The 21,623-nt window shown below is 34.5% G+C and carries 19 protein-coding genes and 1 pseudogene; 9 read left to right on the forward strand and 11 right to left on the reverse strand.

Features of this window, described 5'->3' with window-relative positions:
• Positions 1-2: 2 nt before the first annotated feature.
• From gldN to topA, 6 genes are all read right to left on the reverse strand, one after another.
• Positions 3-950 (reverse strand): gliding motility protein GldN, encoded by a 948-nt coding sequence (gene gldN, locus ED556_RS10935; protein ID WP_296323503.1) that lies wholly within the window; start codon positions 948-950, stop codon positions 3-5.
• A gap of 65 nt (positions 951-1,015) precedes the next feature.
• A complete protein-coding gene (gene gldM / locus ED556_RS10940; RefSeq protein WP_296323506.1) occupies positions 1,016-2,587 on the reverse strand; it encodes a gliding motility protein GldM in 1,572 nt (523 codons plus the stop codon).
• A 40-nt stretch (positions 2,588-2,627) separates the two neighbouring features.
• Entirely contained in the window at positions 2,628-3,251 is a 624-nt protein-coding gene (gene gldL, locus ED556_RS10945; RefSeq protein ID WP_296323509.1) for a gliding motility protein GldL, read from the reverse strand.
• Between the two features lie 80 nt (positions 3,252-3,331).
• Entirely contained in the window at positions 3,332-4,684 is a 1,353-nt protein-coding gene (gene gldK / locus ED556_RS10950; RefSeq protein WP_296323512.1) for a gliding motility lipoprotein GldK, read from the reverse strand.
• Positions 4,685-4,843: 159 nt separating this feature from the next.
• Positions 4,844-6,010 carry a formimidoylglutamase gene (locus ED556_RS10955; protein ID WP_296323514.1) on the reverse strand — a complete coding sequence of 389 codons (1,167 nt, stop codon included), beginning with the start codon at positions 6,008-6,010 and terminating at the stop codon, positions 4,844-4,846.
• 6 nt (positions 6,011-6,016) lie between these two features.
• Positions 6,017-8,512 (reverse strand): type I DNA topoisomerase, encoded by a 2,496-nt coding sequence (topA, locus tag ED556_RS10960; protein ID WP_296323517.1) that lies wholly within the window; start codon positions 8,510-8,512, stop codon positions 6,017-6,019.
• Between the two features lie 237 nt (positions 8,513-8,749).
• Here topA and miaB point away from each other — a divergent pair, with 237 nt between their 5' ends.
• The 7 genes from miaB (at position 8,750) to groL (ending at position 15,381) form a co-directional block, all read left to right on the forward strand.
• Positions 8,750-10,195 carry a tRNA (N6-isopentenyl adenosine(37)-C2)-methylthiotransferase MiaB gene (gene miaB, locus ED556_RS10965; RefSeq protein ID WP_296323520.1) on the forward strand — a complete coding sequence of 482 codons (1,446 nt, stop codon included), beginning with the start codon at positions 8,750-8,752 and terminating at the stop codon, positions 10,193-10,195.
• 1 nt (position 10,196) lies between these two features.
• The gene (locus ED556_RS10970) at positions 10,197-11,465 is read left to right on the forward strand and encodes a sigma-54 dependent transcriptional regulator (RefSeq protein ID WP_296323522.1); all 1,269 of its coding nucleotides are present in this window, start codon (positions 10,197-10,199) and stop codon (positions 11,463-11,465) included.
• 29 nt (positions 11,466-11,494) lie between these two features.
• On the forward strand, positions 11,495-11,995 hold the full coding sequence (locus tag ED556_RS10975) for an LptE family protein (protein WP_296323525.1): 501 nt from the start codon (positions 11,495-11,497) through the stop codon (positions 11,993-11,995).
• Position 11,996: 1 nt separating this feature from the next.
• Positions 11,997-12,878 (forward strand): hypothetical protein, encoded by an 882-nt coding sequence (locus ED556_RS10980; protein ID WP_296323527.1) that lies wholly within the window; start codon positions 11,997-11,999, stop codon positions 12,876-12,878.
• Positions 12,871-13,206: a preprotein translocase subunit SecG gene (gene secG / locus ED556_RS10985; RefSeq protein ID WP_296323531.1), complete on the forward strand. Its 336-nt coding sequence runs from the start codon at positions 12,871-12,873 to the stop codon at positions 13,204-13,206. The genes ED556_RS10980 and secG overlap by 8 nt, the downstream gene beginning before the upstream one ends.
• A gap of 143 nt (positions 13,207-13,349) precedes the next feature.
• Entirely contained in the window at positions 13,350-13,625 is a 276-nt protein-coding gene (locus ED556_RS10990; RefSeq protein ID WP_296323533.1) for a co-chaperone GroES, read from the forward strand.
• 124 nt (positions 13,626-13,749) lie between these two features.
• Complete coding sequence (gene groL, locus ED556_RS10995; protein WP_296323536.1) at positions 13,750-15,381, forward strand: chaperonin GroEL; 1,632 nt, start codon at positions 13,750-13,752, stop codon at positions 15,379-15,381.
• A 72-nt stretch (positions 15,382-15,453) separates the two neighbouring features.
• On the opposite strand, the gene ED556_RS11000 is transcribed toward groL, so the two are convergent.
• The 5 genes and pseudogenes from ED556_RS11000 to ED556_RS11020 form a co-directional block, all read right to left on the reverse strand.
• Positions 15,454-15,843 carry a hypothetical protein gene (locus ED556_RS11000; protein ID WP_296323539.1) on the reverse strand — a complete coding sequence of 130 codons (390 nt, stop codon included), beginning with the start codon at positions 15,841-15,843 and terminating at the stop codon, positions 15,454-15,456.
• A 145-nt stretch (positions 15,844-15,988) separates the two neighbouring features.
• Positions 15,989-16,594, reverse strand: a complete 606-nt coding sequence (locus tag ED556_RS11005; RefSeq protein ID WP_296323542.1) for a hypothetical protein — start codon at positions 16,592-16,594, stop codon at positions 15,989-15,991.
• Positions 16,595-16,622: 28 nt separating this feature from the next.
• Positions 16,623-17,417: a DUF1330 domain-containing protein gene (locus tag ED556_RS11010; RefSeq protein ID WP_296323545.1), complete on the reverse strand. Its 795-nt coding sequence runs from the start codon at positions 17,415-17,417 to the stop codon at positions 16,623-16,625.
• Positions 17,418-17,551: 134 nt separating this feature from the next.
• Positions 17,552-19,264 carry a LytTR family transcriptional regulator DNA-binding domain-containing protein gene (locus tag ED556_RS11015; protein ID WP_296323547.1) on the reverse strand — a complete coding sequence of 571 codons (1,713 nt, stop codon included), beginning with the start codon at positions 19,262-19,264 and terminating at the stop codon, positions 17,552-17,554.
• Positions 19,261-20,327, reverse strand: a pseudogene (locus tag ED556_RS11020) (DUF2652 domain-containing protein). The gene ED556_RS11015 and the pseudogene ED556_RS11020 overlap by 4 nt, the downstream one beginning before the upstream one ends.
• A 97-nt stretch (positions 20,328-20,424) precedes the next feature.
• On the opposite strand from ED556_RS11020, the gene ED556_RS11030 reads away from it, so the two are divergent.
• The gene (locus ED556_RS11030) at positions 20,425-20,784 is read left to right on the forward strand and encodes a hypothetical protein (protein ID WP_296323555.1); all 360 of its coding nucleotides are present in this window, start codon (positions 20,425-20,427) and stop codon (positions 20,782-20,784) included.
• Complete coding sequence (locus ED556_RS11035) at positions 20,781-21,587, forward strand: DNA alkylation repair protein (RefSeq protein ID WP_296323557.1); 807 nt, start codon at positions 20,781-20,783, stop codon at positions 21,585-21,587. Before ED556_RS11030 ends, ED556_RS11035 begins: the two co-directional genes overlap by 4 nt.
• Positions 21,588-21,623 lie beyond the last annotated feature (36 nt).

A 21,623-nucleotide genomic window follows, 5' to 3' on the forward strand; every position in this document is an offset into this window, starting at 1 on the left:
AATTAATAATTCCACATATCTTGTTCAAAATTTCGGATTTTATCCTTGATACGTTGAGATTCTAAAAGCTGCATAAGTGCATTATCTTTTATATAATCTTTAACTTCTCGGTCACCATATACATTTTCCTCTTTGTACATATAACCATTAAAACGTCTCGAGTTTAAGATGTGATCAAATGAAATTGGCATCGCACTGTTTTTATTATTATATGCTTTTGCCTCATGTAATAATCCTCTAGCTTCAGGATAAAATACCCAAAACAAAGGTATTGGTTCTTGATTAGGATTATCTCCACCTACGTCACCGCTGGTTCCAATACTATCTTCTCCATAGTAATCATCACCATCGATAAAGTTTACATCCGGAGCAGCAGGTGCAATAGCTAATAAGCGATATTTCATTTCGCCTTGACGCTTGTCAAAGTACCAAAGCCCTTTTAATAAAAATGCTTTGATGTCGTAAGCTTCTATATTACGTTCTATGATATATTCTGGATCTACAAATCCATCAGCATTGAATTGATCAAAACCAATATCTAATGTATCTACCTTACGCATAGATTGCAATAACTCCTCATATGTACGCTCTTGTGAAAAATAAGAATCTCCATATGCTCTTGGAATATCTCCAGATTTTACAGCGCTCCATAATACATGAAACAATGAACGGCGATCAGGTCCTATATTGTTTGTATCAACAGGATAGTATAATGGGAAGTTAACACGTTCATCCAAAACTACTCTTTCCCAAGTCATTTTAGAATATAATCGGTCTCTATCATCAACATATCCATACTCTAAAGGCTCATCATTGTCTAGTAACAACTGCTCTTCAGTCTTCATACCAATCTCTTCAGGGATTTTTGCATTCAAGATGTTTGCCTGTGCAACTACTCCATTGATGGTAAGGATTCCAAGACCTGTTAGTAATATGTGTTTAAGTTTCATTTTTAATTGTTTTAAACGATTGAGGCTATTATTATTACTTAAAACGTGTTTAGCTTCAAAATTTATTAGTTTGCTAACTCAATTACAATTGGAGTTACAGTTTTAATTTTAACAGATGTACCTTCAGCCTTTGCTTTAATATTTATAAACTGTACAATATCTCCACGTCTCGCTGAACGCAATGCATTTTTTGCTGCTGAATTAAGTCTGTTACCAGAACAGTTTACTGATGGTTTACCAGGCACTTTCATTGTAAATGATGTAATGTTTAACGGTAGGTTAAAATCGAAATCATCTCCAAAACTTGCTGACAATCTTCCGATCTCAACATTGTTTCTTGGTAATTTAACACCATTTTGACCATTAAATGCTCCTAAAGGTTTAGGTAAATCTTTAATTCTAAATGTTTTACTATCGCTAGATTTAGAACCATCATCTAAAGTACCTGTCACAGAAATTTTAACTTCTCTACCAGAACCTGGTCTCATAACGTATTTACCGTTTCCTGTTTTAGTCAGCCCAGGTGCAGAAGCGTTTACTTTATTATCTGGAACACCAGCAAAAGAAATTGTCATTGGGTTAGCTACACCACGGTATACTACATTCATTTTATCAGCTGAAATAGTCGCAGAATTTGGTCTTGGAACTACAACATAATTCCCTTTAATTTCTATTGGTAACTCCTCTCCATTTTCAAGAAAAGTAAACTTACCTGAAATTTCATGTTCACCAACATTTCCAACATTAAAATCAACTACAGCTGCTCCTTCTTCATTAATTACTTCGGAAACATCATATTGCTGACCATTAACTTCAAGTGCAGTTGGTGGTACATTTGCATATTTACCAATAACTATTTTTCCTTGGAACTTTTCACCCGCGAAAAAAGCAGACTTATCAGCAAGAACGATGGCTTGGTACTTATTTAAAGACGTAGCTTCAACCGCAGCATTTCCTAAGAACAAATTATTAAGATCTGCTTGAGTTACTTTTACATCATTTTGCATTGCCGTAAGCTTAGTGTAAGACGCAATTGAAGGGAATCCTTTAAAGTGATAATCTAACCAACTCTTTTTAACGCCTTCGCTATCTTTAACTTCAGTGATATCAAACTTTCTTTCAAAATTCTCAATGAATTTACTATAGAATTGATCTACTCCAAGAATGTCTTTAATTTCTTTCTTATACGTATTGATAGCATTAATGAACTTATCTCCTTCTTTAGTCAAACGATCTCCGGTGAACCACTTTTCGTCAAGTTTATCACCTTTTTTCATTTTCTCAAAAGGTAAACGGCCAGTTGCAGCATCTGCTTCATAACCACCCATTCTTAAGATATCTTGCTTCTGAGTTTCAATAAATCTGTAAAATTTATCTGAAGCAGTACTCACCATTTTGGATTTATTAGACGCTGCTGCAAATTCTTTTGGATTTTCTTTACCTTTAGTATCTAAGTCAGCTAAAAGTCTAGTATTCATTTCAGTTGTAACCTCGTTCGCCTTCTCAAACTTTTCTTCCATCAATCCAAAAGCAGATAATACTTCTGGAGCAACAGTCATTGCCATAATAGCAATAAACACGAGATACATTAAGTTAATCATTTTCTGCCTTGCAGAAATTTTTCCTTGTCCTGCCATAATTAGTTTTTTAAATTAATAGGTTATACTTAAAAACTAATTAGTTCTTATTCATTGCAGAAAGCATTCCACCATAAACACCGTTAAGTGAAGATAAGTTAGATGCTAATGATTGCATTTGTTCTTTAAGCTTTTGTGCATTTTCTACAGCTTCTTCATTGATTGCTGCTTGACGATTAGCACTTTCCATCTGTACTTTATACAAGCTGTTTAAAGATTCCATTTGAGCTGCAGCTAAAGACATTTCTTCGCTGTACTTCTTCTGAGCTTGAAGAGAATCAACAGTTGGGTTTAAGTTTCTTGCAGCACCTTCAAAGTTTTTGATGCTATCTCCAAGACTAGTAAACAACTCACTATCAATCTTAGCTTCTTTAAGAAGGTTATCTAATTTTTTAGATAGTACACCTTGTGGATCTTTAGGTTCGTCTTTTTTCTTAGACTTACCACCTTCTAATTCAGGATATACTAAAGACCAATCTAAATCGTCTTCTTGTCTTTCGAACGCTGACCAAGCAAATACACCAGCTTCTACAATCATACCAATTGTAAGTAGAAGACCACCGTAAGGCCAGTTCTGAATTTTAAATAGTGCGCCGACAATTACAATCGCCGCTCCCATTCCGTATATAAAATTTGTTACCGTTAGTTTTCCTTTCTGTGCCATAATTTAAGTTTTTAGTTAAGTTGGGGGCTTAGGACACCCAACATGTAGGTTTGTTTAAGTTTATAGTTAAAGTTTAATTATTATTTATTTTGAGCATTCAACGTTTTATCTGTACCCATATAATCTTGTACAGTTCTAAACCCGATATAGCTTCTTGCAGAATCTGCATATTCGTAATCTCTTGAACTTACTTGCAAATAGTATGCAACATCTTTCCAAGATCCACCACGAACCACTTTACGTTGATTGTTTTTGTCATTTACACTAGGGCTAATGCTTGACATAAACTCGTAAGATGATGTTGAGTATGAGCTGTTCACCCATTCCGAAACATTACCTGCCATATTATAAAGATTAAAATCATTAGGTTCATAGGCATCTGCTTCAACTGTATATAATGCTTGATCAGCAGCATAGTCACCTCTTAATGGCTTAAAGTTTGCCATGAAACATCCTCTATCATTCATCGTATAATTGTTACCCCAAGGGAATGTAGCACCTTGAAGCCCTCCACGAGCAGCATATTCCCACTCTGCTTCGTTAGGTAATCTGTAGACATTTACCGGTTGCTTACCTTTTTTGTTTTGGTAATTATTATGGTAAATTGTTCTCCATTGGCAAAACGCTTTTGCTTGATCCCATGATACACCTACTACAGGATAATCTCCAAAAGCATCGTGCCAGAAATAATCGTTGTGCATTGGCTCATTGTACGAATATGCAAAATCACGTATCCAAACTGTGGTGTCTGGATATACAACAATTTCCTTCTGCTCAATAACATCTGAACGCTTCAAGAATGGATTCTTGGCTGCAGCTTGTATATCCATTTCAGAATATTTAAATACAAATTGAGATACATCCCAAGTACGTTGTCCATTATATGATTCTTCTAATGGTAGGTACAAACCATCCATTACTTCGGCATACAATTCGTCTGGATACTCATCTGTATCAAAGTACAAATCAATATCGTAATTTATTTCACGTTGTTGATTACCATAGGTATTAATCATATACCGTTGGTAAGGTGTCAAATCAGACGTATCTGCATCTACATATGCAAATTCTCCTATATCACCATTACCAGGAACTTTTGATTCTAAATCAGCCATTTCTGCTAATTTTTCTCTAATCATTTTGTTTCTTACATCTTCAACAAACTGTCTATACTCACTATTCGTGATTTCAGTTTCATCCATATAAAAAGCTGGAACAGTAGCAGTTTTTGTAGGAGAGTCCTGCATTCCTGCTAAATCATCATCTGATTTACCCATGATGAATGCTCCACCTGGGATAAGGGTCATTCCATAAGGTTTTTCAGGGTGCCATTTTTTACCTTTCGCGCCGACAAGTTGACCGCGATCTCCAGAGTTACAGCTTACCATAAAAGCCAACACTGTTATAAGTAAAACAAGCTTATTAATTTTCATAAAACTATAGGTTAAATTAGTATCCTTAAATTTTGAGGATGTAAACATATTTCAATTAATCGGAAAAAACAACTTTTTTTCAATTTTTTTTGCATTTCAACCCTATAAAAATGCATTTCATCGATGAAAAACACATTGTACATCGACGAACTGCACACTTTAAAAGTTATTCTTCCTGTAGGCTTTATACCATCGTTCAGGTATCTTACCTTCAGTCGCCGCAACATAATCTTCATGTGCGCATGGTAATAACGTGTGCTTTTTTAATTTATTATTAAGATTTGCCAAAAATGGAATATCTATCCACCACCGGCCAGTTTTTTTACTTTTATAGAAGATTAGCTCCTCTTCTTCAATTAACACATTATACTTTATATAATTGTTTTCATTCGTAAAATCATCATCCTTAACTCTACAATTTACACCTTCAATAAAGTACCAAATCATTTGAGCCAATAACATAGCTGTGATTGTATCCTTTGGTGCAAAATGATACTCATATATACCAAAAGATGAGACTTTATTACTAATACCTGCATACCTAGAAATAGCACAAATTTCTTTTCCATCTAAACCGTTTGGCGTGAACTTTAACCGTTCCCCAACTTCGGCTGCACGAACAGATTTTAAATCTACAGTTACTATATGTGCATCTCTCATCACCGGCTCTACACTAGTTATTGCATTAGACACTTCTCCTAACCTGTAAGCCTCGAAATAAAGACGCTCCATCAAGTCTATCTCTTCCTGAGAATTAAAATAAGTTTGGTAACCTATTGTAGAATAATTAAAGAGATTAAAGGGTTCTTCGAGTATAATCTTTCCTAAAAAGTTATTGTTCTTTATGGGCATTGATGTATCGCCCAAATCAAAATTAGTATCGACATTTACAATATTTACCATCGGTTGTAAATTGTCGTAAGCCCTATAATTTGCATACGTTAAATCTTGACTGCCGCCTAGTATTATAGGTATAACAGATTTTTCGATAAGTAACTCGGTAATGGTTCGTAAAGCAAAGTAGCTATCTTCAACAGAGTCACCTTTTTCAATATCACCTAAATCAACTATAGCTGTATCCCAATTACCTGGATATAAGCTGTAAAATGTTTTACGAATATCATCAAAGTTAATGTCAGATCCGATATAATTAATATCATTCCTATTTTCCTTAACACCTATAATTGCAAGTTTGGCATTGTTAATATTAGGGATGCCTATTTGTTCTGAGTGAACCTGAATTTTCTTTCCTATTGTATGATTAGATAATAATTCCTTGTGAGCTAATACTGAATCTGTAACTGGAGATAGGAAATTAAAGTTCATTTAGATTTACTTTTTTGAAGTCGTTTTCTTTTTAGTAGTTTTTTTCTTCGGTGCATTTTTCTCTAGGATAGCAATGGCCTCTTCTAATGTCATTTTCGACACATCTCTTGTTTTTGGTAATTCTACCTTTTGTTTGCCCTTGATAACATTATGTCTACCCCATCTTGCCTTTTCTACTCTGATGCCTTCCGCTTCCCAAACGTGAATAAGCTTATCTTTTTCTTTCTGAATTTTATCTTCGATCAAAGTAACAATATCGTTTTCAGATAAGTTATCCCAATCGTATTTTTTATTAACATTTATAAACATGTTGTTCCACTTTATAAATGGGCCAAAACGTCCTTTACCTTTAATAACATCTAATCCTTGATAATTATATATAGGTGCATCTGCTTGCTCTTTCTCCTTAATATATATTATTGCTGCATCATAATCTACACTTAAAGGATCTACACCTTTAGGTAACGACACAAACTTTTTACCATATCTTACATAAGGCCCATAACGACCATTACTTACCTCAACTTCAACATCATTATAATGACCTAATGATTTTGGAAGTTTAAATAAGTCCATAGCTTCTTCAAAAGTTATGGAGCTCAATTGTTGATCTGGTGATAGACTTGCAAACTTTGGCTTCTCATCTTCATCTGCTGTACCAACCTGAACCATTGGACCAAACTTTCCCAAACGCACGCTTACTTGGCGTCCACTTTCTGGATCAACACCCAAAATACGCTCACCGGATTCTCTTTCGGCATTTTCCTTGACGTCTTCAACCTGTGGATGAAAGCCTTTGTAAAAGTCTTTCATCATAGCACGCCAATCTTCTTTACCTTCAGCGATATCATCAAAACTCTCTTCTACTTTAGCAGTAAAATTATAATCGAGAATACTTTCAAAATGGTTTACCAAGAAATCAGTCACAATCATTCCAATATCTGTAGGTACAAGTTTTCCTTTATCTGAACCTACTTTTTCTGAAAGCTGTTTTTCTGAAACAGATTGATTAGCCAGAGTTAATTGAACATATTTACGTTCCACACCATCAACTGTACCTTTTTCTATATAATTTCTATTTTGAATTGTAGAAATTGTAGGCGCATATGTTGAAGGACGACCAATACCTAATTCTTCTAACTTCTTCACTAAAGAAGCTTCTGTAAATCTAGCCGGTGGTCTTGTAAAACGTTCTGTAGCTGTGATGTAATTATTAGTAAGATTGTCTGAAACTTTTAAATCTGGCAATAATCCTGATTGTTCAGTGTCTTCATCATCTGTGCCTTCTAAGTATACTTTTAAGAAACCATCAAAAGTTATAATCTCTCCATTAGCAACAAATAGTTCGCTCACAGGAGTTGAGCTATTTACTTTGATCTTAACATTAGTACGCTCCAAGTTTGCTTCGCTCATCTGAGATGCAATAGCACGTTTCCAAATTAACTCATATAATCTGGCTTGGTCGCGCTCAGCATTTACCGTATGGCTAGCAAAATTTGTTGGTCGTATTGCCTCATGAGCTTCTTGAGCACCTTTACTTTTACCTTTATAATTACGTGGTTTACTGTATGCATCACCATAAGCAGAAATAATTTGGTTTTGTGCACCTTGTTTTGCCTCATTAGACAGGTTAACGCTATCTGTTCTCATATAAGTAATAAGACCTGCTTCGTAAAGTCGTTGGGCATTACTCATTGTTCTGCTTACTGAAAAACCAAGTTTCCTCGATGCTTCTTGCTGTAATGTAGATGTCGTAAAAGGTGGTGCTGGTGATTTCTTAACTGGCTTTTTTTCCAAGTTAGCAACTTGGTAGCTCGCAGAACTATTTTTCTTTAAAAAATCTTCAGCTTCGGCTTTAGTTTTAAAATTCTTTGGCAACTTAGCTTTAAAAGACGCACCACTTTGAGTTTTGAATTCTGCATCTATTCTATATGATGCTTCGGCATTAAATGCGTTAATTTCGCGCTCACGCTCTACGATTAATCTTACAGATACAGATTGCACTCTACCTGCAGACAACCCACCTTTTACTTTTCTCCAAAGCACAGGTGATAATTCATAACCTACTATTCTGTCAAGTACACGTCTAGCTTGTTGAGCATCAACTAAGTTATAATCAATAGTTCGAGGATTTTCTATAGCACGTTGTATTGCACTTTTAGTAATTTCATGAAAAACAATACGCTTAGTCCTCTCCAAATCCAAACCTAATGTTTCGGCTAGATGCCATGCAATTGCTTCTCCTTCGCGATCTTCATCACTGGCTAACCAAACCATGTCAGCTTTTTTAGCTAAGTCTTTGAGCTTCTTAACGACGTCTCTTTTGTCTTTAGAAACTTGATATTTTGGTTTAAAATCCCCATCAACATCAACACCTAATTCCTTAGAAGGCAAATCTGCAATATGTCCAAAACTAGACTCTACCTTAAAATCTTTACCAAGAAATTTTTCTATTGTTTTTGCTTTAGCAGGTGACTCAACAATGACCAGATTCTTCGCCATAATTCATTTTTTTGAAGGCACAAAGGTATAGGAAAAAAAATTTATCAACCTAATCGAATCTAAATAGAACTTCAATTTTAAGAGACTTTTATAAGTTGATATTATTCCCGAATTTTCATTCTATGCAGCTAAAATCATACTGTCAGTTTGTCATAAACTGGCATTTATTTTTATCTTTGCATGCTTATTGAACCATGTAGAACACTAAAAGTTATTCCGTTAACACGGAACACTCAGATGGAAAAAATTATAGACGAAAATAAACAAGGTGAACATCTTATTCTAGAAGCCAAAGAAGGTAACAACAGAAAACTTTTTATCGAAAGTTATGGTTGCCAGATGAATTTTAGTGATAGTGAGATTGTGGCTTCGATACTTTCTAAAGAAGGATTTAATACTACAAATTCTCTTGAGGATGCCGATTTGGTTCTTGTAAACACATGTTCTATTAGAGACAAAGCAGAACAAACCGTTCGCAAACGTCTAGAAAAATATAATGCAGTAAAGAAAATTAATCCTAAAATGAAAATTGGTGTTTTAGGATGTATGGCCGAGCGTCTTAAAAGCAAATTTTTAGAAGAAGAAAAAATGGTTGACTTAGTGGTTGGCCCAGATGCTTATAAAGATTTACCAAATCTTCTTAGCGAAGTTGATGATGGTCGTAATGCCATTAATGTTATCTTATCTAAAGAAGAAACATACGGTGATATTGCACCCGTAAGACTAAATAGTAATGGGGTTACTGCTTTTGTTTCAATCACTAGAGGTTGTGACAATATGTGTACCTTCTGCGTCGTGCCATTTACTCGTGGACGTGAACGTAGTAGAGAACCTCAATCTATTATTGAAGAAATCAATGATTTATGGAGTAAAGGATTTAAAGAGGTTACTTTACTTGGCCAAAATGTAGATAGTTATTTATGGTATGGAGGCGGCCTTAAAAAAGATTTTAAGAACGCTACAGAAATGCAAAAAGCAACTGCCGTAAACTTTGCAATGCTTTTAAGTATGTGTGCAAAAGCACAACCAAAAATGCGTTTTCGTTTTTCCACATCTAATCCACAGGATATGACCATGGATGTTATTGAAACCATGGCTAAGCACGATAATATCTGCAAATACATTCATTTACCAGTGCAAAGTGGAAACAACCGCATCCTAAAAGAAATGAATCGCTTACATACACGTGAAGAATATTTTGAACTTATCGATAATATACGTCGTGTAATTCCTGAAGTGGCAATTAGCCAAGATATGATTGCAGGCTTCCCTACTGAAACGGAAGAAGAACATCAAGATACATTGAGCTTAATGGAATATGTTAAGTACGATTTTGGATTTATGTTTGCCTATTCTGAGCGTCCAGGTACACTTGCAGGACGTCGAATGGAAGATGATATTCCTGCTGATGTAAAAAAACGAAGACTTAACGAAATTCAAGCGTTACAACGTGAACATAGTTTGTATAGAACTAAACAACATGTCGGTAAAGTTGAAGAAGTTTTAATAGAAAAAGCTTCAAAAAAATCTGATGCACATTGGTCAGGCAGAAATACTCAAAACACTGTTGTAGTATTTCCAAAGGAGAATTATAAAGTTGGTGATTTTGTTAACGTAAAAATTACAGATTGTACCTCAGCTACTTTATTAGGAGAAGCTGTTGGTTATTCTGATAACAATTAATATGGAATCTGTACAAGCTATAAAACAACGTTTCGGAATCATTGGTAATGATGCTAAACTTAATCGTGCTATCGAAAAAGCGATACAAGTTGCACCTACTGATATTTCAATTTTAGTTACAGGTGAAAGTGGTGTTGGTAAAGAAAGTATCCCAAAAATTATACATCAATTGTCGCATCGTAAACACGGTAAGTATATTGCTGTAAACTGTGGTGCTATTCCTGAAGGTACAATTGATAGTGAATTGTTTGGACACGAAAAAGGTGCTTTTACGGGTGCTACCTCTACGCGCTCTGGTTATTTTGAAGTTGCAGATGGTGGAACCATTTTCTTAGATGAAGTTGGAGAATTACCGCTTACCACTCAAGTAAGATTATTACGTGTTTTAGAAAATGGCGAGTTTATCAAAGTTGGATCTAGTAAGGTTCAGAAAACCAATGTTAGAATTGTAGCAGCTACAAACGTTAATATGTTTGAAGCGATTAAAAAAGAGAAGTTCAGAGAAGACTTATATTATAGATTAAGTACAGTTGAAATTAATCTACCGGCATTACGCGAGCGTAAAGAAGATATTCATTTATTGTTCAGAAAATTTGCTAGCGACTTTGCTTTAAAATACAAGATGCCGACGGTAAAACTAACTGATGATGCCGTTCAGTTATTATTACGTTACCGTTGGAATGGTAATATTCGTCAATTACGTAATGTTGCGGAGCAAGTTTCTGTATTAGAGCATAATCGAACTATTAACGTAACTGCGCTTCAATCGTATTTGCCTTCTGGTGCAGGTCAAAATTTACCAGCTGTAATTAACGACTCAAAAGCTGAAAGTGATTTTAGTACCGAACGTGAGATTTTATATAAGGTGTTGTTTGATATGAAAAGTGATTTGAACGATCTTAAAAAGCTCACCATGGAATTGATGAAAAGTGGTAATATTTCTGACGTTCAAAAGGATAATGAAGGCTTGATACAAAAAATATACGGAAACGAAGAACCACAAAGTTATGAGAGCTCTTCAGGCGAATTACCAGTATTAGCTATACCTGAGCATAACCAAACCCCGATTGATACTACCTTAGAAACAGAAGATAAATATCACTTTGCTGAAGAGATTGAAGAAGAAGAAACGCTATCACTTCACGATAAAGAATTAGAATTAATTAAAAAATCGCTTGAGCGTCATAACGGAAAACGTAAATTAGCAGCGGCCGAACTTGGTATTAGTGAACGAACTTTATATAGAAAGATAAAGCAATACGATTTATAAGTTTTTCGTTTTATCTGAAAATTGAATGCATGAAACTATTTAGATACATCTCCTTTTTATTTGTTTGCCTCAGTGTTACGGCATGTGGATTATATAGTTTTACTGGAGCTACAGATATTCCTGAAACCTTCCAAGTTAATTTCTTTCAAAATAATGCACCATTAATAGAACCAGGTCTAGATATTCAATTTACAAATGCTTTGCAAGATTTAATTCAAAATCAAACCAGTTCATCACTGGTAAAATCAGGTGGCGAAGTAATTTATGAAGGTGAAATTGTAGAATATCGCATTAGTCCCACTACAGCAACATCTAATAATACGGCAGCTCAAAATCGATTGACTATAGGCGTAAATGTTAGATTTTTTAATACTAAAAATGAAGAGAAAGATTTTGAACAACGTTTCTCTTTTTTCTTTGATTATGAAGGTAGCGAACTTTTAACTGGCGGACAACGTGATACTGCTTGGGAAGCCATTTTTGAGCGTATAACTCAAGATATATTCCAAGAATCTTTAGTAGATTGGTAATATGTACTTACAAGAATTTACATCCATATTACAACATCCGGAAACACTTAAACCGGAGCAAATTGCTACATTAAAATCTGTAGTGGATGCATATCCTTATTTTCAACCTGCACGTGCACTTTATTTGAAAGTATTAAAAAATAAAGACAGTTATAAGTATAACAATGCCTTAAAAACAACTGCCGCTTATACAACAGACCGCAGTATATTGTTCGATTTTATTACCTCTGAAGTTTTTAATCAGAATACAATTTCTGAGCAAATCAAACAAAACTCAGAATACATCAAAGGAATTGAAGTCAATGGTATTGATGATATTTCAATTGATAGAAGTATTACAATCGATGACAACCTAAAAAGGCACGTTGAGGCTACTGAAGGTGTTTTAGATCCAAATCTTTTTAAAGAAAAAGTAGAGGAAAAAGTTTCTATTTCAGATCCTTTAAAACAAGGAGATGATATAGAAGAAAAACTTCAAATTGGCAGACCTTTAGATTTCTCACCTACCGAAACCCATTCATTTTCAGAATGGTTAAAAATCACAAGCTTTAAGCCTATTGATAGGTCTCAAGATAATTTGCAAGAAAATGCACCGCTTATGAGCAAACTTGAAACTATAGATAAGTTTATTGCAGAAAATCCTAAAATAAAACCAAGTACAAATACACCAAAACCGAAGCTCGTAGATAACAATACAACTATCGAAGATAGCCTAATGACAGAGACTTTGGCGCGTATATATGTAGAGCAAAAGAACTATGAAAAGGCCATTCAATCTTACCGAATTTTAAGTTTGAAATATCCAGAAAAAAGTACTTTCTTTGCAGACCAAATTGAAGCGGTAAAAGAATTAAGAGAACGAAATAACAAAGACAATGACTAAGTTTACAATATTTTTAGTGTTAATCGTAGTAGTAGCATTTTTACTTGTAGTTGTAATAATGGTGCAAAACCCTAAAGGTGGTGGATTATCATCTTCTTTTGGCGGTGGTGGCACACAGCAATTGGGTGGTGTTAAAAAAACTGGAGACTTTTTAGACAAGAGCACGTGGTTTTTAGCAACGCTATTAATTGCATTAATATTACTTTCTAATATTACAATTGAAGGTGCTGGCGGTGTTAGCGATTCTAAAGCATTAGATGACGACACAACAACACAACAACCAGTAACGCCACCATCATCTACAGACGATAATTCTGAAGGAAACTAAAAAGATAAATACTAAACAAAAAAGCCAACATTCACAGTTGGCTTTTTTTATTTCTGCAACTTTGTCAGTCCATTTGACTTGGCACAATTTTCGAATAACGCTTTAGCGTTAAAACAAAATTTATTAACCAAAAATATTAAAGCATGAGCTTAAACATTAAACCTTTAGCAGATAGAGTTCTCGTAGAGCCAATGGAAGCTGAGACTAAAACAGCTTCTGGTATTATTATTCCTGACAATGCCAAAGAAAAACCTCAAAAAGGTACCATAGTAGCCGTAGGCAACGGTAAAAAAGATGAACCACTAACTGTAAAAGTTGGTGATGTAGTTCTATATGGTAAGTATGGTGGTACAGAACTTAAGCTTGAAGGTAAAGATTACTTAATGATGCGAGAAAGCGACATTTTAGCAATCGTATAAATAGCTGTAAGCTTTATGCGATAGGCTTAAAGCTTTGAGAGATTTTAAAAACAAAAATTGTAATAACCGCTAAAAGCAAAGCTTAACGCCTGATGCTTTTAGCTTAAAGCTAATAAATAACAAAATGGCAAAAGATATAAAATTTGATATTGAAGCACGCGATGGTCTTAAACGCGGTGTTGATGCTTTAGCAAATGCAGTTAAAGTAACCTTAGGACCTAAAGGTCGTAATGTAATTATTGGAAAATCATTTGGTGCACCGCAAGTAACCAAAGATGGAGTTTCTGTAGCGAAGGAGATAGAACTAGAAGATGAACTTGAGAATATGGGAGCACAAATGGTAAAAGAAGTGGCTTCTAAAACTAACGATCTTGCTGGTGACGGTACTACGACCGCTACAGTTTTAGCACAAGCAATCGTAAAAGAAGGGCTAAAAAATGTTGCTGCTGGTGCAAACCCTATGGATTTAAAACGTGGTATTGACAAAGCCGTTAATGCATTAACTTCTGATCTTGAAAAGCAGGCTAAAAAAGTTGGTAACTCTTCTGAAAAAATTCAACAAGTAGCTTCGATTTCAGCTAATAATGATAATACTATTGGTGAATTAATCGCCGAAGCTTTTGGAAAAGTTGGTAAAGAAGGTGTGATCACTGTTGAAGAAGCAAAAGGAACAGATACTTATGTAGATGTTGTTGAAGGTATGCAGTTTGATAGAGGGTATTTATCGCCATACTTTGTGACTGACGCTGATAAGATGATTGCCGATTTAGAAAACCCTTATATCTTATTATTCGATAAGAAGATTTCTAATTTACAAGAGATTCTTCCAATACTTGAGCCGGTTGCACAATCTGGTCGCCCATTATTGATTATTGCAGAAGATGTTGAAGGACAAGCGTTAGCAACTTTAGTAGTAAACAAATTACGTGGTGGTTTAAAAATTGCTGCTGTAAAAGCTCCAGGATTTGGTGACAGACGTAAAGCAATGCTAGAAGATATTGCTATCTTAACTGGTGGTACAGTAATCTCTGAAGAAAGAGGATTCTCTCTTGAAAATGCGGACCTTTCAATGTTAGGTACAGCTGAGACTGTAACAATCGATAAAGACAACACAACAATTGTAAACGGTTCTGGTAAAGGAAATGATATTAAAGCTAGAGTAAACCAAATCAAAGCACAAATAGAAACTACAACATCTGACTATGATAGAGAAAAACTTCAAGAGCGTTTAGCTAAATTAGCTGGTGGTGTTGCTGTACTTTATGTTGGTGCTGCTTCTGAAGTAGAAATGAAAGAAAAGAAAGATCGTGTTGATGATGCATTACATGCTACTCGAGCGGCAGTTGAAGAAGGTATTGTTGCTGGTGGTGGTGTTGCATTAGTGCGTGCTAAAAAAGTATTAGAAAAAATTACTACAGATAACTTGGACGAAACAACGGGTGTGCAAATCGTAAATAAAGCTATAGAATCACCGTTAAGAACCATAGTAGAAAATGCTGGTGGTGAAGGTTCTGTTGTAATCAATAAAGTACTTGAAGGTAAAAAAGACTTTGGCTACGATGCAAAATCTGAAGCTTATGTAGATATGCTAAAAGCTGGTATTATAGATCCTAAGAAAGTAACTCGAATCGCATTAGAAAATGCTGCGTCTGTTGCTGGTATGATTTTGACTACAGAGTGTGCTTTAGTAGATATTAAAGAGGATGCTCCTGCTATGCCTCCAATGGGTGGCGGCGGAATGCCAGGTATGATGTAGCTTCGACTTCACTCAGCTACTAAGTAGTGAAATTATAGAATTGAAAAGCCTTTGATGAAAATCAAGGGCTTTTTATTTTTTTAAAGTGTATATCGACACTGTTCCTGCTCCGTTATTCCAAACACCAGAACCTTCACCTTTAGCGTTCCAGCTTATTTTAATAGTACCATAAAACATTTTGTTTTCGGTATTATATATCCCAGTAAATTTTTTGGTGTTACTATTGTATTTACCATTAAGAAAACCATGGAGTTTTTTCCCATTGCACATGTAGTAGTATGTCATTTTCATTGTGCTGTCCTCATTTAATAGTGCTGATTTTATTTCACCTGCTTCACAACCACATTTAAAAGCATACTTTCTAGGGTTTGCTAAAAATTTATTTAGTCCTTCACTATTTGATTTTTTATTCATTGGTCTAAGCGTCATTTCCATAGCGTTAGGTGTTTTTGTAACATCCATATTTTGTGCACTAGAATTGTAGCTAAAAAAAACTGTGACAATTAGTATTATTATAGTAGTATTCTTCATTCTGTACTTTGCTTTTGTAATTATTAAAATGAAAGCCCTTATCTACGAAGACAAGGGCTCAACCATCAATCAATCATTATCTATAATCCGAGGAAAAACCTTCTAACCCTTCAGCGAATGGCTGAATAGGCTCATCCACTTCATTCATTGCTAATTGATTAGCAAAATTAGATAACACCTTAGCAGAAATATTTGTAATCACATCTAAAGCTTGTGAGTTGTTATATCCTGCGTCTCTAAAATCATTTAGCACTTTATCACGTACTCGTCCATTAGTGTGGTATACAGCTTTCGTAAACTCATGTAACGCATTAAACTTCTTACTACTTAAAGCAGTTCTACTACGTAATGCATTTAAATCTTCTTCAGCACTGTTAAACAATACTTTTCCAGCTAAGGTGTGTCCAGCAGTACAATATTTGCATTCATTTTCAACGGCAATTGTAAGTTGTACAATATTATCTTCTTCGGGTGTTAATGTACCTAGTTTTTGCAAATGCCATTGCATGTGTGTATAAGACAATAATGCTGCATCAGAGTTACTTAAAAGCTTTCCTAAGTTTGGTACAAATTGAAAAACTTCGTTATACCAATCGTAAACTGCTTGTACTTCACTTGATGGATTTTGTTGCAGTTCTAAGTCAAATCCTCTAACCGTTTTTTTCTTTTCTATTGTTTCCATTTTTAATTCTTTTTTACTTATTCTTTAACTATAATATTGGAACGATGTGAAAAACATCTATATAAGGAGCTCCGGCAGTTCTTTTGGCTACATTATCTTTAAATGCCTTAGTTTTTTCGAAGCGTTCTTGAGAATCTGTACCACCTTTCCATTCTGCAAATGCTATAACTGAAGGATGATAATTTTGATCATGCGCTCCTTTATAAGGATTAAGATTTACAATTGGTGTATAGCCAAATTCTGGTTTAGATGCAGTTGGTAATACCGCTTGGAAATATTCTTGAAGTTGACTCGCTTTTTCAGGATTAATAAACAACCCTGCAAAATCGTATGTCTTATCAGTAGAAATAGTTACAGTAACATCATTTTCTACCTGGAAATATCCTTGGCTTAAAAACGATAATGCATTATCTCTTATGTTACGTAGTTTTAAGTATTCTGGGTTACGTTCAAAAGCTCTTTTTTGATCAACATTATCCCACTCAAAAAATACTACCATTTGGTTTGGCTTATTTCCCATCACGGTTTTAGTAACCGCAAAACTCGCAATAGGTTTTGCTCCATAAGGAACAGCAACTGGCATTACCTTTGGAAAATACTCTTCCATAAATGCTTTTTGTCCATCTGGTTTCACTGTAAGCAATGCAACCTCAATAAGCTTTCCTTTTTTAAAAGTGATATCTGCAGTTTTCACTTCAGTCTTCACTGGCTCTGTATTATTCTCTGCTAATACTTCAACTTCAGTATTGTTGTTTTTACAAGAAGCAAAAGCTGCAAATGAAGTCAACAATAACGACATTGTAAATAGTTTAATAGTTTTCATTTTTTGTATTTTTTTATTTTAATTAATAATTACAGTACAAAGATGCATACCATAAAACCTCAAACTATTTTTGTGTAGTTAATGGGAAAGTAAAAAGAAAAAAAGGCTTTTTTTTGAAGTGAATGGGAAGAAAGTTATGCCTTTGCAAAAGTAGATATATCGAAGCTTCTACTCACAGGAATCTCCATATCATGCTGTTTTTGAGTTATATATCGGGTTTTGGCATTTCCATAAACACTAAACGGTTGATTCATATTAATCATATACGTACGGTGCACTCTAGAGAAATGTTCTGGCAGTTGAGCCGCCACCGTTTTTAATGTGGCTCTTACTAATCGTTCTTCTACTCTAAAGTTTTGGAATAAGTAAAGTCGCGCGTAATTATCCTCAGCTTTTACAAATAGTAGTGCATTAATGTTAATGCGCAAAGTTTCTTTTATATCAGTTTTTAAAGTAATGTAATTATTGTCCTCAACACCTTTAGGCAGTTTAATTTCTGCCACCAATTGCTGATAGCGTTTCCATTTATACAAAGGTGCGAGCTGTGGATCTGTAAGTATAAATAAGATACCACTACGTGCTTTCCATCCTCGCTCTATGTGATTCATGGTTTGCTCCCAATCACCACGGCCCGCATATACTTGAGCAAAATAGTTGTGATGGACTCGATTTGGTTCATTTTGCGATAAGGTTTTAAAATGATTTAAATAAGACTCTGCTTCTTCGTCCATTCCTAGTTTACCAAATACATAGCCCATTCGTGGTATATATTCTATTTCTTCAGGAAGTACCTTTTTCAGTTTATTGAGATAAGACATAGCTTTACGTGCATTACCTTTTAGTGCTGAAATGTACATTAAGTTTTCAAGCGACGAATTATCGTTTGGAATCATCTTTAATATGGATAGAAACGTTTTCTCAGAGTCTTCGTATCGTTTGGCACTCAATTGCACATCGCCTATCATATTTAATATACTAGTGGAGATTGGGTCAAATTCTAATGCAGAATAAAGTGCATCTATTGAAGCGTCATATTCTTTTAAACCATACCAAAAAAAGGACAATTGCTGATAAGCTTCACTAGCATCTACATAGTTTTCTAAACCTTTTGCAATACTGTTATAAATGTTAGTCCAATCTAACTCATAAAAAAAATCGATAAGATTTCTATCTATAATTGCTTCGCCAGAATTTGGATTAATGTCTAATGCCTTCTGAATATATTCTCTAGCTTGAGGATATACTGTTTTTGGTAATTCGTAACCACGTCCAGCCTGAAACACTAAACACTTTGCAAGCTTTAAATATGCAGGAGCAAAATCTGGTTCTGATTTAATTACTCTTTTATAATAATCAATGGCTAGCTTCACATTGCCTTGAGTCCACCTATTAAAATGGTAATTACCCAGTACGAATAGTTGATGGATTTCGGGATTTTGAATTTTCGCTTCACTTGTCGTTTTAGTTGTACTACCAGATATGTGTAACATCTTTTTTAGATGAACCAGAGACAGTTCACCTAATTGAAACAAGTTAGTCTTGTCAACCTCAAACCTAATGTTCTGCCTTTCGTCCTTTTTAAGATTGTAATAATTAAGACTAACTTCAATAAATGTTTTCATCTCAATTAAGTCTCCAGTGACTAGATAATTGACATTAAGTTGTTTGCCTATACTTTTTAAACTAGCATTGTCCTGCACGCTAATATTAGTAGAGTCTTTTGAGATAACCGTATAAGTAGCCTCAGTACTAATATTAGATATGAGTACCTCTTGAATAATAGGTGTTAAAAATTGAATGTTAGTACTCGTAGTCTTAAAAGGTAATATGGCAAGTCGCTTTATCAAAATAATCCATTGAGATTATCTAAGGATTGATTGATGTTTTTAATAAATCCTTTTTTAGCTAGAAGTTGAATCATTATCTTTTTGAAAATGGATTTAGCCTCCCAAAAAAGTTCGACTCTTAAAACAACTTCATTATCAGAAACAGCAGAAATATTGAAAAACTGATACATCACATCAACAGGTGGCAAACTTCTAGTTTCTTCGCCATAAACTAGCTCTCCAGTTTTGTTTTGTTTTGTAATGACCTTAAAATCAAGATGCTTATTACCCACAACGCACATATGCTCTGTACCTAATCGTGTGACTTCATTTTCATCATAATGAATTTCGTCAGCTCCTGCTGCCCACAAATGTCGGTATTTATAATTAGTGATTAGTTCTAAAAGTTCAGTTGTACTTGTTTTATAATTACGCTCAAAAACAAGGTTTGGAGGTCTATCAAACTCTACTAGGTGTTCTTCATGAAACGGTTTAAGTTTTAAATTTTGTGTTGAAATTTCGGAAAACAAATAACCAATTTCTTTATTATCATAAGTATCTACTCCTTCAAAAAAATTGAATAGTGAACTTTTATAATTTATCGCCATATTTATGTCAGTAGCCAGTTCTTTACTAAGCAATACGTAGTTATCACTATCAACTGAGTTCTTAAGCAGACGGTGCGCTTGTATTACAGGTTCTCCAAAAGGTTTACGATTGTTTTGTACAGTTAAAAACTGCAGGTTCCCAGTGTGAACGATAATTTTTAATTCTAAATTTACTGCGCTTGAACAGGCTTGACAGGGACAGATTCTATTCTTCTCCATTATTTTAAGATGGCTGTAAAAAGCAGTATACATGGTTTCTACCTGAGCCAACAATTTTTCTTGAGATAAAATCTGTTCTTCTTTAAAAAAAATAATGCATCACCTTCGATTTCAGCCAATTTCAATTCTTGAGTATTAGATGCTATCAACACCTCTAATAACTCCGCAATAACGTGCTGACTATGTTCTGCTTCTGTAGTTTGAACAAAGTTCGTAAACCCTGAAATATCCGGAATAAAAAGTAAAGATTTGCCCATAATACAAAGGTAGCGTTATTCTCAATAATTAATGAAATTTGTAGTAAATGGGAAGACAATGTGTGAAAATCAATTTATTTTTGAGAAAAATCTCTGAATGATTCCTCACGAGTTTATACTAGATTTATTATATCCTTTACCTATCAGAACACAAAAAATGTTTGGCAATGTAGCCTTATATTATGGTGAAAAAATCATTTTGGCTACACGTCAAAAAGAAGACAAACCTGAAGACAATGGTATTTGGATAGGTACAAAAATAGAATACCATAATGAGCTCAAGAAGCTCATACCTGAGTTACAACACTTAAAAACCTATAATATTAAAAAGTGGCTTTTGCTGCATGAAGATGAGCCAAAATTTGAAGAGCGTGCGCATGACATTGCTCAACTTATAAAAGCACATAGCGATCTCATCGGAATTATTCCAAAACCAAAAAAAAAGAGAACTCAATGATCCCAGAACATATACAAAACAGAAAAGGTGCCAGAAGCTTAAAAGATCTTAACCCAGAAGTAATTAAATACCTCAACAAAGGACTGATAGAAACCAAAAATCTCATGGAATGGTTGGCTACCGACCAATTGGCATTATTAAAATTAGTACTACATAATTTGGGAAAGCGCCATTGGCATACAGATTTTGAAGTTGCAGTAAATGCTCAAAAAAAGCCAACTGCCAATAGTAACACCAAAGTCATTGGTGAAACGCTAGGTGTATTGACATCTGATATGTCCATTTATAAAACATTAAAAACACATACTTCAGATTTGGTAAGATGCTGGGCATGTTGGGCTGAGAGTACACATCACGATTCAGTAACAGACTTAATTAAAACCATGCAACCATATGCAGCCGATACTCATTTTGGTGTGCGCGAAGTTGTGATTTTTGCGAGTAAAGAACGAATGATTGAAGATTTAGACACAGCTATAGATATTCTTTCTAAATGGACATCAAATGAAGATGAAAATATACGTCGGTTTGCTATTGAGTCACTTAGACCAGTTGGTGTTTGGACAAAAAAGATTCCTGCTTTTCAAGAATCACCCGAAAGAGGTTTACCCCTATTAGAACCTTTAAAATCTGATGCTTCAAAATATGTGCGAGATTCGGTAGGCAATTGGCTTAATGATGCTAGTAAATCGCGACCTGATTGGGTGAAATCTATTTGCAGTCGCTGGGAGAAAGAATCAAAAACTAAAGAAACGGATTATATCATTAAAAAAGGATTACGAACTATTGAGAAAAAGAAATAATAGATGTAACTAAAAAGCCTGAACATATGTTCAGGC

The organism is Winogradskyella sp., assembly GCF_003712105.1.
Taxonomy (GTDB): domain Bacteria; phylum Bacteroidota; class Bacteroidia; order Flavobacteriales; family Flavobacteriaceae; genus Winogradskyella.